Here is an 11058-nt window from a genome sequence, read left to right as displayed (position 1 = left end):
ACAGAATCTCAAAATCAAGGAGGAAAACAATGCAATTCAGCGAAGCCTCTTTAGTAGAGCAAGAAGCCTATCAAGCGCACTGCGAGAACGTGCAAATCCCGGAAAACGAGGAGACTTGGAATGACTGGATTTTTAACTTGGGATTCGATGACGGTCGCGGGGGATGCAGCCCAGAATATTGCAGTAGCTCGATCTATATGCAGGGATATTCCAAAGGACAAACGGAAACCAAGCTGCAACGAATGTTAAAACGTCAATTGAACGAGCAAAAATGAAACAACTCAATCTGCTAGAAACTCCTAAAATCCAATGGGATGACCTGCACGCCTTGACCCTGCACCAACCTTATGCCAGCTTCATCGCTGAAGGTTTCAAGTTAATCGAAACGCGCCCCAAGCATTATCATTGGCGCGGCTGGTTAGCAATTCACGCGGCAGCGCGAGTAATGACCAATGCCGATATTGTTCGTTATTGGAAGCTCTGCGATTCTATTGGCTTTGAGATGGATTTGGAGAAGATGCCTTATGGTACAATCGTCGCGATCGCCAAGCTAACCAAGTGCTACCAAATGACCGAAGAAAACATCGCGCTCGCGTCAGACATCGAGAGGTTAGTGGGCAACTGGCAGCCCGGCAGGTTCGCGTATATTCTGGAGAATGTGGTTAAACTTAGAACTCCCGTGGCGGCGCGAGGGTATCAGGGGCTTTGGATTCCCAAGGGGGAATTGAAAGCGAAGATTAAACAGGAGGTATAATATGCACTTCGACTTGACTAAGCCTTGTCAAAAATGCCCGTTCCGTAAAGATATTCCGGGCTATTTAGGAGACCTTCGCGCCGAGGATATTTGCGAATCAATTGTGGATCGCCAGCAGGGTTTTCCCTGCCATGAAACTGTAGTGACAGATATGGATGATGATGGTGTAATTGTCACTGAAACAACGGAGAATTCTCAGCATTGTGCGGGTGCTTTAATTTTTCTCGAGAAGCAGAAAATCTCGACACAAATAACCCGATTGGCTGCGAGGATAGGCGATTACAATCCTCGAAAACTTGATATGACTGCTTCGGTTTGTGAAGACGGCGAAGAATTTATCGAGCATCATGATGTGATGTAGAAAACTAAAAAAAAACCAAAAAAATAAAGGAGTCTTGGGGTGTAAAAAAACAAAAATAATCCCATGATCCGCACCCTCCTCAACATTTCCGACGACCTCCTCGCCCTCGACGAACTTCTTGAAAACGCAGAAGGCGACATCGAACAAGAAGAAATAATCAAGCATTGGTTCGATGAAATTGGCGAAGAAATGCACCAGAAACTCGATAATTACTGCGAGTTAATTGAGTATTTGCAAGGATTATCAAAACTCCGCAAGGAACGCGCCGAAAAACTCGCGAAACTGGCAGAGTTTGATTACAGCAAATCTCAGCGACTCAAGAAATTTCTCCAGTTCTTTCTAGAGCGCCACGAGATTAAGAAGTTCGACACCGAACGCCATCGGATTAGCCTGCGAAAAAACGGCGGCAAACAAGGAATCGCATTGGTCGTGCAGCCCGAAGAGTTACCTGGAAAATTCCAGCGAATCGAGATAACCCCGAATAAAGAAGCGATTCGAGAAGCTCTTGAAAATGGCGATGAAACTATTAAGAATTACGCCCATTGGAGAGAACGCGAAAACCATGTTAGAATTCAGTAAACCACCTTTATTATCGAGAGAATTCTATGAGAAGCGATCGTGGTCATCTTTTTCCAAATGCCAATCGAGATAGTGTACAAGATGATTCTATGACTTTTTCTATGTCCCATCTCAATGAAGAACACAAGTTCACCTGCACCGATACAATTGTTGAACAATTCGAGTTTAGCGGAACTTACGAAGACTTACTCAAATTTCTGAGTATTGAAGACTCTGAAAGCCTACGCGAAGATTACGCCGAACTCATCCGAACCCAGAAAATCTCTGAGAACGAACTCGGCCGCGAAATCCAAGCCAAATTGGAGGAGCAAGGACGAGACGGTGGTTTGGAGATTGACTTTGATTATTAGGAGGAATCATGCAAAATTTAGAAGCTGAAATAACCGAACAAACTGCTATCAAACTCTGCCAGCAATATTTCCCCAATTTAACATGGGAAGATTCTGCACTGACAGCAGTTAACCAAGTGATAAAAGGAACGCATCCCGATTTTTGGTTGATGGTAGAAGCCAGATTATTTCAGCGAGGATGTCTTGATAATGCAATGGTTTGTATTCGGATTCCTCGCGTTGCTGAATTAATCTCGACTCCCAATGAATTTGGCATACACTTAGAAAAAGCCTTGCAGATTGCGAGGGAGAAATGGGATGCGATGGTGGTGCTGATGAGTGCAGAAATAAAGGAGTAAAATGGAGAGAAAAATTGAACTATGAGAACCACAGTAGAAACTGGAAAATCTTGCAGTCTTAGGTACGAAATTTACCAAGAAGGCGATCGCTTCAACGCGATAATTTACCATCCCGACGATTCATTCATAAATTTGCCTCTGATGAATTCGCAGGAGAGCTTAGATGAGGCAAGGAGCGCAGCACTCGCCCAGATATCTGTACGCAGTGCGGCTCGAGTGCGAACGAGAATTAGTGGGAGGTTGAAGCTCATATACAGCAAGCCTTTTTAGCTAGATTGCCCTTTAAATATTTTTGCTAGTTTTGGTTGGCAAAGCAACTTTTCAATTGACCTACAGAATTCCAAAATCACTCTGAATCTTTGTACCCCCCGCCGCACTCCGGACAGAACTTGTGTTTGTAGCTCTCAATGGGCGCTTTGCAGTTCGGGCAGTTCTGGGTAAGTTTTTCGCCACACAGAAAACAAAACTCTGCCCTCGGATCCAACCAATAGGCTTCGGGGGCATTACCCGGTGTCCAGCAACGCAAGCAAAGTTTTAGAGAATTCATTATCTCCACTGGCTTCCTCGCGATCGCCGCATCGAGATAACTTTCTGGGATTTGCAAGGCTTTGGCCAAGCCTGCTTTGGTTTTGCTGGCAAGTTTCGTCGTGCTGCCAGTTTCAATATTGCCGATGGTTTGCTCGTGACACCCAGCTAAGTTGGCTAACTCGGCTCTACTTTGCCCGCCTCGCAGCCGCCGCACGTACTCCGCTAGGGTTTCGCTCTCTCGGGGCGCTTTGTCGATGAAAAGATTTGGCATAAAAATATATATAACTTTGTATTTAAAATCATAGAATATTTCGAGTAATTTTGTAGATTACTGGCATACTAAAATTGTAAAAAATTTAGTAAAAACTATGATAAAATAGAGTGCAAAATTCTTCCACTATTTGCTCTATGATATCCTCACAATCTTTGCATTCTCTTCTCGATCCTTACGACGATGCTCCCCTCGAATGCGACGGCATGACAAGAGTTTTTCATAGTATCCTGACCGATCTGAATATTCCTCACTCTTGCTATGCAGGCAGTATTGCGTTTGATGACCAACTTTTTCCGCTTCATTTCTGGATCGACCTCGAAATGGGAGAGCGCGTGGATTACAGAGCAAGAGCTTGGTTTGGCGGCGATTCTCGCTTGCCTCACGGTATCTTCGTGCCTAACGATTATCCTAATGTTATCTACGACGGCGAGGAAGTCGCATTGGAAGTACTGTCGCCAGAGATGATGAAGATATTGCTGATGCCCGTACCGCAGGAATTTTGGAGATTGTCAGAAGATGCCGACGCTTGCTAGAATCGCCACTAACTTTATAGAACGTTCCGATATTTCTCTACTCACAAAACGAGATTACGAGTCGGTGTTGGCTCGTTTCGTTTCTCACTGGGGAATGCAAGATATCGCGGCAATCGACCGAGACGGCGTGCGCTCGTACCTCAACGACACCCTCGATAGCATTGGTTATACGACTCATAATAAGCATCAACGCATTATCAACGCGCTCTTTAACTACGCGCTGTCCGAAGAGCTAATCGCCAGCAATCCCTGCGCCCGACTGAAGCCCAAGAAGCCCGATGCCAGCAAGGGAGAGCATTGGAACGACGAGATTCGCTATCTCACCGAAGAGCAACTGGAGTTATTGTGGGGTGCATTGGCAGAATCCAAGAATCTCAGGTTGCATGTGCTGTGTCGCTTGCTCTACGAGTCCGGCGCGAGAATTGACGAGGTACTGGGATGCGATCGCGAGGCTTTGGATATGCCGTCGCTTAAGTTTCTCGTCACGGGCAAAAGGAATAAGCAACGCTGGTGCTATTTTAGTGAAGGTGCGCGGGAGTTACTTTGTGAATACTTGGAGTATTACCACGATGACCGCCACGAGGCTTTATTTCTTGCTGAAGACCCTGTAAGGCAGAGAATATCGAGACTTAGCTATGCCAGAGCTTACCAAGAACTACGGGGAATCGTTGAGAAAATCTCGGAAATCGCCGATGTCAGGTTTCATCGACTGAGGCATACATTTGCCACCGAGCGCGTGGGGACGATGAATATCGAAGAACTCAGAGCGCTGATGGGACACGAAGATATCAAGACCACACTGAGATATGCCAAGGTAACATCGCGAAAAGCCGAAAGCGCCGCGCGGAAAGCATTTGCAAAGTTAGAATAACGCAATTGCTGCGAGGATGTCATGGAGTTCTTGAATGGCAAAATTAGGTAACAAGTCAGAAGCGAGATACTGGTTTGCTAAGTCTTTCGCAGTTTGCGATATGCCCCCTTTCACATAAAGTGAAACGACGCTAACGACTGTAATCCCTAGGGTTCGCTGCTTCTCTGGCTCTAAATCTTGCAAGGCTTTCGCTTCGGCTTCGGCTGCCATACGAAAGTATTGCTTGGCGAGTTCGGTATTGGATTTATGTAGCCTTTCCGCTTTCTCGAAGTATTCTTCGGCTTTATTGTGATATTCCAGCCATGTCATTGCTTTTTGCCGTGCTACAAGTTTATAATTTTATTCTACCAAAATTCGCTATATTGTCTGAAAAATATTTCGTATAATTTTACTACTTAAGATTATGCTAAACTATTAATAATATTCGTAGTAAACTAAACCAGCCAAAGAGTATTAAAAATACTATTGAGCAAGAGAGTATGACAAGAACGATAGAGCTAAGACCGTCAATACAGGCATTCAATCGCGTTGTCTTCGATGCTGACTATCACGAAGCGTTGGTGAAGAAAATCAAAAAGTTACCGACGAAGGAGCGCAGTTGGGTGGAGTGGAACAAAACATGGGAGTTTGACGAGAAACATCTCGATGCGGTGCGAAGTTATTGCAAGGAAGTCACTGAAGCCGAAGGATGGCTGTTTATTGATCGCTTATCGATGAGTGACGAAGAGATTGCCAAGGCGATCGCCGAACATCGCGAGGAAGCTAAGAGAATATCGCGGGTGCAATTGTTACAGGTTTTGCCAAAACTCCCCGAAAGGTTGAGAGTCGTGGCTTGGCGAGAAGATTCATTGCTGTTGCAGATTGACGAACGACTTGAATCTGAATTATTCGACGAACTGCGAGAAGCATCGTTGAGAGCAGGTTATCCATCGCATTTTAACGTTCGCATTCCTTCTCAAAGAACGCCATTTCTCGATGAAGAACAATGGATTTTCGAGATGCCAGATAGTACAGAAATTATTAATATGCTGATTGTTTGTAAAGCCGAACATTTGCAGGTTATCAAACCTAATGAAATCGAGAAAGTTTCTAAGAAACTCTATCGCTTTGAATTCGAGGAGAAAGAATGGCTGGCGATGCCACTGAGTAAAATCAAAGCCGAATGTTTACACGAGGAAGTCGAATTTGCATTAAGTAAAGTTCAGCATCATCGAAATCTAGATTCGCCCTATTGGAATATCGTTAAAATTAACGGGAATTGGCATATTGCAAACCTTGCCGATGACGTGATGTTTGGGTTACTCGATGCGATGCGACCGTCATCTTATCCGTCTCAGTGGACGGGAGAAGGTTTTGCTAAACCCACGAGCATCGGCAAGCATTTTAGCTTGCTTTCTAGTTTTATCGAATCGCCAAAACGCCGGAATTATTTCGAGGAATGGTGCGGAAAAATCTTGCGATCGCGTCCAGTTCTACGCTGGACTCGCCACGAAACTGTTAAAGGCTTGGTTATCGAAGATTGGCTACATCCGTTCCAACTCATTCTCGAATGTGCTAATCTTCTCGTGCCATTGGAATTGCTCGAAATTGCACGAGAAACTATTGATAATGATATTCTTCGCGGCGTGCTGCGGACTCGTCGAGAAACGCGGAATCATGCAAAAACTCTGGTATTACCATTGTTAAATCAGCGAACTAAGGATGACTTGATAGCATTTGGAGAACGCTACGAGCTTATCTTGAAAAAGTCTTGGAAGAAAGATAAAATTATTGCAACATTGCAAGAATGCCAACACTTCCAAGAAATTGCCGAGGAAGTATTAAGAGTGCCACCAGCCTCCGAAGATCCTGCAATTCCAGAAGAAACCGATGCGGTATTGACTTCTCAAAATATTCCTAGAAATACAGCAATTCTCGGTGGTCTCGAAGGAATCAAAAAGAGTTTTGCTGCCGCGAAAAACGATGCTAATATTGAATGCGAATTATTACAGCGCTGCTTGCAGTATGAAGGAGAAGGTTTGGAGTTATTAGAAACTTTAAAGCCAACAACAGAGCGAGGGAAGGCATTGCAGAAAAAGTTAATGAAAAGAACTCATGTTAAACTGCAAGCGCTATGATTCTCGCAACTTCTTCGCTGTCTCGAAAACACTCGGATCGCTACAATGTTTTGCTTCAGTCTCATCGACCTCTGCCAAATTCTTCATCACCAAAATTCCGTTGAGATAAAGTTCGCCGCCGTTACCATCGGCAACGAAAATATCTGCAAGTTCGCCAAATTTTACTACCACTACGCGATCGCCTTGGAACTGCTTGAGATACTCATTGCCTTCTGCTTTCATCTCAATACCACAAAGTTTCAGCGTTTCCTCGCGCCCTTCCATCTCCACGACAATCTGCAAATCATTGGTAATTTTTGTGACCATTGCTGTCTTACTCATCGGCGGAACGCTGCAACCTGAAAGAATCATCGTTGCAATAAAAGTTAACGAATAGATATTAAAATTCTTCATAAGTCTTTACAGTTTAGACATCATATTGCCAATATTGTCATTTTCGCGTCCAAGGGATTGATTTTGGTTGGCTTACGTATTATCACGCATATAGAGCGGATTGCATCGTTGAGTGACCGACGCGATCCCAAAAAAATAGCGAGGCGGTCGTTGACTGCTTCGCCAAATCTATATATTTCACATCCATTGTCTCATGAGTCCTACTACAACCAAACCTACAACCGAACGAAAACTCTCGCGATATCTTCGACGCGCGATCGCATTGCTGCTGTTAGGCGGTAGCGGTGTAAGTTTCCTTGCTTTTCTTGCCAATCCCGCAGTTGCCGATATCTTCAAAGATAGCAAGGGATCGGTGTACTATACCGACACCGATGCGACGGCATTGGGGGCTGAAACCACCCTCGAACTCGTTGGCGTAGCTTTGCAGAAAAAGATTCGTGCTGGGTATTGCGGGGAAATTAAAATCAGCACATCTGCCAGCGTACCGAGCATTGGCAGTAATTTCACAATTGACGGCACCAGCTACGACACGAGTAGTGCCAGCACGCTAGAAACAAAATGCGTTGGCAATGTGCTGACTCCCGACTCCGGCAGCGCTACATCTTGGAAAGACGCACAAGGACGCATTTTTATCAAAGGTTTTACGGCGGGTATCCGGTACGAAGTGACCTACGATGACGTGGATAAAAGCAAAACCATCCGCCCCGGGAAATGCGGGTACTTCAAAATTACCAATACTGCCTCTAATCCTTTGCCTGCCACGATTAAAGTTGCTGGAACTTCGCAAACTATTGCCACCTTGACAGCTAAGAATCCGCCAATTTGCAAAAAGGGCATTTCGGGCGCTTACGTGCGTTGGAATCCCGCGAGCTAATGCAGAGATTGGGTTTGCTATTCTATTTGCTCGCGCTTGCTGGGGATTTGGGGATTCCTTGCAAAGTGCGGGTACATCGCACTTCTTTTACCATGAAAATTTTGCTTGCATTATTGATATCGTCCGCATTGTCTGCCGCTTCTATGGAGGGCTGGTGATGCAAACTGGAACTTCAGGACATGACAGCTTTACCATTAGCTGGCTGGATTCCTCCGACTCCTATGATGGTTTAGCGGGCAATGACACCGCACATTTTAGCGGCTTTCGTGAGGAATACAAAGTGAAGCGCTGGGATGATACCTCGACTCTGCTCGGCAATCGGATTGAAGTCACCAACAAAACCAATGATGTCTTGTCAACGCTCTATAATGTGGAAACCCTTGAGTTCTGGGATGCCACCGAATACCAAAACCCTCTGAGACTCTTTGACAATCCCTTGATTATCCCAGAGGTCGAAGGGGGCGATACTTTTGCCTACACGCAAATGCTTTCTTGGCAGTCCGGGCAGGATTGGAATATCTCTGGGAGCATTGAGAACGAGAGCGATCGCGATTATTACTCGTTCGTTACCACGGAAACGACAGAAATCGAATACTTATTATCAGGGCAAAGCGACAACGTATCGACACGACTATTCCAAGAACTCGGCTGGGGCAAAGCCTTACCGGGGGCGCGATGGTATAGCTGGGAGTCCGGGGGGGCGCAGGAGCATAACTATGTTAATGTTCTCGAACCCGGTGAATATGTCCTTGAAGTTTGGGGGATTGGCGATGCTGTTTCAAACTATGAATTAGCGATTGGCACGTCGCCAAGTCAAGGATTTTCTCAAGCCAGCGCGATCGATCTGGGGAATATTGATACTGCGGGTTTTGATTACATTCGAGGTGATTTAGTCGCGCAGACATTCACTGGCGCTTTCAAGATCGAGGATGCTTTCATTGGCAAGAGAAACCATGAGGATTGGTATAGTTTTAGCGTAGATGGCGGCACTTACCAATTATTAACAGGTATCAATGCCACTGATGCGTATATTGTTAGCGATAGCCTTGCACCGATTTCCGAAAATGCCCAAGGTTTATTCGATTTAGCGGCAGGTTCTTATTATCTCAGATTGGATTCCGATAGTCCGTATCTTTTGCAAAATTCTCTCAATCAATACGATGTCATTCTGCAAGAAAAAATTATTTCTGATGTTGTCATTGATGACGATTGGGCAGGGTTAGCGAATGGAACTCAGGTCACTTTCGATGGCATTGGCTACACTATTGGCATTGATGCTTTTGGCAATCCAATCAATTCTATTCTGAGTTCGGGCGATACAGTTTGGCTGGATGGAAATCATGCTTCTACTTTGTATCTCTCAGCATCAGATATTACCGTAACTGGCACTGGTAGTATCAATAATATTGAGATTCAAAGCGATAACGCCATCATTTCTGATTTGACCATCACAAATTATCTGACTAATTCGGGTAATAGCACGATCTTAGAAAATCTCAATTTTCCGGGGTATTACGGCGTTGTCAACCAAAACAACGGCAACATTAATTCCATCCGCGATAGTAATTTCACTGTTGCTGAAACAGCAATTTTCAATTTTAGTGGAACGATTGAAACGATTGAAAATAACTACATTTCCGGACTCACGGGAATCGACAATTACGACACCATTAACAATGTTCTTGGCAATGAGATTTGGGGCGCAATTGCTGTAAATTCCACTACGCCTATCTTAGATCATCAAAACAACACAATCTTAAATGGCACGGTCAATTGGGGTCATTAATATGCAAGATTATATTGTTCTTTTCGATGTTTCTCTGCCGCCCAATATTCGCTTTTGGCTCTTCGATTGGCTGGAGTCATTCAACGAAGAAGTGACGGATTTGGGAATAGAAGTAAACTTTCAAGTTATTGGATATCGCAACGATGCTGGCTATGAAGCTCTAAAACAAACCTTTCAATATCTCAACCCCGAAAGCCCCAATATTTTCTTGCTATCCGATAGCGACAATTGCGACTTGAGTAGCTTGTTGGGGCGTTGGGGTTGTCCGCTTATCGACACGCCGCATAATCTTTTGGGAACCGATGCGATTGCACAGCTTCTTCAAGCCAACAACGCCAGCTTCTTTCCCATTGTGGACTCTGGGTATCGAGACACCCAAGCCGACTACATCGACCTTGCCAGAGTCACAGGCGGCGAAAGCTACGAACTCTCAGAATTCAATGAGGGCGAAATTACGAGAGATCAATTAGCGCTGCTGCAACGTGGCGAGACCACGAGCGTGCCGGAATCTTCGAGTGTTTTGGCATTATTAATTTTCAGTGCTTTGCTAATGTGGCTGAGGAGGAAAAGATGACAGATATTAAAAAGCAACTCGAAGAAACTCAAAAGCTAAAAGAGGACTTAGAGAATTTTGTGAGCGATTGGGAGGCATCGGCACGCAAGCGACGCAGAGCCATCTCGAACAGCGCTGACATCTGCGATCGCATAAATGTTTTGATTCTACAAAAAAACTCATGACTTTTCCCCTACCAACGCCCAGTATCGAACTTCCCGAAATTACCATTCCTCAAGCTCCCCAAGAACTCGATGAACGCCAAATCGATCTAGCCGTGCAATGCAGCAAAGGCTTCAATATTGACGGCAAAGTCATGTTTATTCAATTGGCGATGGCATCGGCTTGCGGCAAAGAACGCGAAATTTTAGAATTACCCGAGGAAGTCCGAGAGCGCGTGCAGAATGTACTGAATTTATTGAGCGAATTAGATTCAGCCGGACGCTTCGAGTATGCGCGAAGGCTCATTACAGAAATCGAAAGCGAAGTGAGGTATTTGCCTGCACCAAAATTATCATTCTTGTCAGAAAAAGCTACTTAAATTTTGTTAGATTTCCATTTCCATCTTTTCCATTGAGGCATCGCGCCTCTTTTTTTCTAGAATTAAACTCTCTAGGAGTAAACTATGCCAAGATTTTATACCAAGATAATCACCGTAAAACATATTTCAATCGAAGCCAAAGATAGAGCAGAAGCCCGCAAAATCATTAAGGCTAATCTTGAAGAAAACCAAAGAATTTCTGGGCG

General features: G+C 44.7%; 17 protein-coding genes. 14 read left to right on the top strand and 3 right to left on the bottom strand.

Annotation, left to right across the window (positions count from 1 at the left end):
• Window positions 1–29: 29 nt before the first annotated feature.
• The 6 genes from AC6RV6_RS06900 to AC6RV6_RS06875 all read left to right on the top strand — a co-directional run bounded on the left by AC6RV6_RS06900 (window position 30) and on the right by AC6RV6_RS06875 (window position 2382).
• Window positions 30–275, top strand: coding sequence for a hypothetical protein (locus AC6RV6_RS06900; protein WP_500239877.1), 246 nt, complete (start codon window positions 30–32; stop codon window positions 273–275).
• Window positions 272–754, top strand: coding sequence for an ASCH domain-containing protein (locus AC6RV6_RS06895; RefSeq protein ID WP_500239876.1), 483 nt, complete (start codon window positions 272–274; stop codon window positions 752–754). The genes AC6RV6_RS06900 and AC6RV6_RS06895 overlap by 4 nt, the downstream gene beginning before the upstream one ends.
• Before the next feature lies 1 nt (window position 755).
• Window positions 756–1115: a hypothetical protein gene (locus AC6RV6_RS06890; RefSeq protein WP_500239875.1), complete on the top strand. Its 360-nt coding sequence runs from the start codon at window positions 756–758 to the stop codon at window positions 1113–1115.
• A 63-nt stretch (window positions 1116–1178) separates the two neighbouring features.
• Complete coding sequence (locus tag AC6RV6_RS06885; protein ID WP_500239874.1) at window positions 1179–1694, top strand: siphovirus Gp157 family protein; 516 nt, start codon at window positions 1179–1181, stop codon at window positions 1692–1694.
• A gap of 26 nt (window positions 1695–1720) precedes the next feature.
• On the top strand, window positions 1721–2044 hold the full coding sequence (locus AC6RV6_RS06880; protein ID WP_500239873.1) for a hypothetical protein: 324 nt from the start codon (window positions 1721–1723) through the stop codon (window positions 2042–2044).
• Window positions 2045–2052: 8 nt separating this feature from the next.
• On the top strand, window positions 2053–2382 hold the full coding sequence (locus AC6RV6_RS06875) for a hypothetical protein (protein WP_500239872.1): 330 nt from the start codon (window positions 2053–2055) through the stop codon (window positions 2380–2382).
• Window positions 2383–2728: 346 nt separating this feature from the next.
• On the opposite strand, the gene AC6RV6_RS06870 is transcribed toward AC6RV6_RS06875, so the two are convergent.
• Window positions 2729–3181, bottom strand: coding sequence for a double zinc ribbon domain-containing protein (locus tag AC6RV6_RS06870; protein WP_500239871.1), 453 nt, complete (start codon window positions 3179–3181; stop codon window positions 2729–2731).
• 137 nt (window positions 3182–3318) lie between these two features.
• On the opposite strand from AC6RV6_RS06870, the gene AC6RV6_RS06865 reads away from it, so the two are divergent.
• Both AC6RV6_RS06865 and AC6RV6_RS06860 read left to right on the top strand, forming a co-directional pair.
• On the top strand, window positions 3319–3717 hold the full coding sequence (locus tag AC6RV6_RS06865) for a hypothetical protein (RefSeq protein WP_500239870.1): 399 nt from the start codon (window positions 3319–3321) through the stop codon (window positions 3715–3717).
• On the top strand, window positions 3701–4588 hold the full coding sequence (locus AC6RV6_RS06860) for a tyrosine-type recombinase/integrase (RefSeq protein ID WP_500239869.1): 888 nt from the start codon (window positions 3701–3703) through the stop codon (window positions 4586–4588). The genes AC6RV6_RS06865 and AC6RV6_RS06860 overlap by 17 nt, the downstream gene beginning before the upstream one ends.
• Here the strand turns inward: AC6RV6_RS06860 and AC6RV6_RS06855 are convergent.
• On the bottom strand, window positions 4580–4897 hold the full coding sequence (locus AC6RV6_RS06855) for a hypothetical protein (protein WP_500239868.1): 318 nt from the start codon (window positions 4895–4897) through the stop codon (window positions 4580–4582). The two genes, AC6RV6_RS06860 and AC6RV6_RS06855, sit on opposite strands and share 9 nt — an antisense overlap.
• A 170-nt stretch (window positions 4898–5067) precedes the next feature.
• Between AC6RV6_RS06855 and AC6RV6_RS06850 the strand changes: the two genes are divergently transcribed.
• On the top strand, window positions 5068–6705 hold the full coding sequence (locus tag AC6RV6_RS06850; RefSeq protein WP_500239866.1) for a hypothetical protein: 1638 nt from the start codon (window positions 5068–5070) through the stop codon (window positions 6703–6705).
• On the opposite strand, the gene AC6RV6_RS06845 is transcribed toward AC6RV6_RS06850, so the two are convergent.
• Complete coding sequence (locus AC6RV6_RS06845) at window positions 6700–7098, bottom strand: hypothetical protein (protein WP_500239865.1); 399 nt, start codon at window positions 7096–7098, stop codon at window positions 6700–6702. The two genes, AC6RV6_RS06850 and AC6RV6_RS06845, sit on opposite strands and share 6 nt — an antisense overlap.
• A 193-nt stretch (window positions 7099–7291) precedes the next feature.
• Here AC6RV6_RS06845 and AC6RV6_RS06840 point away from each other — a divergent pair, with 193 nt between their 5' ends.
• The 5 genes from AC6RV6_RS06840 to AC6RV6_RS06820 all read left to right on the top strand — a co-directional run bounded on the left by AC6RV6_RS06840 (window position 7292) and on the right by AC6RV6_RS06820 (window position 10852).
• Window positions 7292–7972 carry a hypothetical protein gene (locus AC6RV6_RS06840; RefSeq protein WP_500239864.1) on the top strand — a complete coding sequence of 227 codons (681 nt, stop codon included), beginning with the start codon at window positions 7292–7294 and terminating at the stop codon, window positions 7970–7972.
• Between the two features lie 157 nt (window positions 7973–8129).
• Window positions 8130–9758, top strand: a complete 1629-nt coding sequence (locus AC6RV6_RS06835; RefSeq protein ID WP_500239863.1) for a hypothetical protein — start codon at window positions 8130–8132, stop codon at window positions 9756–9758.
• Window positions 9733–10332, top strand: a complete 600-nt coding sequence (locus AC6RV6_RS06830; protein ID WP_500239862.1) for a PEP-CTERM sorting domain-containing protein — start codon at window positions 9733–9735, stop codon at window positions 10330–10332. The genes AC6RV6_RS06835 and AC6RV6_RS06830 overlap by 26 nt, the downstream gene beginning before the upstream one ends.
• Entirely contained in the window at window positions 10329–10496 is a 168-nt protein-coding gene (locus AC6RV6_RS06825; RefSeq protein ID WP_500239861.1) for a hypothetical protein, read from the top strand. Before AC6RV6_RS06830 ends, AC6RV6_RS06825 begins: the two co-directional genes overlap by 4 nt.
• On the top strand, window positions 10493–10852 hold the full coding sequence (locus AC6RV6_RS06820; RefSeq protein ID WP_500239860.1) for a hypothetical protein: 360 nt from the start codon (window positions 10493–10495) through the stop codon (window positions 10850–10852). The genes AC6RV6_RS06825 and AC6RV6_RS06820 overlap by 4 nt, the downstream gene beginning before the upstream one ends.
• Window positions 10853–11058: the final 206 nt, after the last annotated feature.

Source organism: Spirulina sp. LEGE 11439 (genome assembly GCF_059821285.1).
This window is presented reverse-complemented; position numbering and strand designations above follow the sequence as displayed.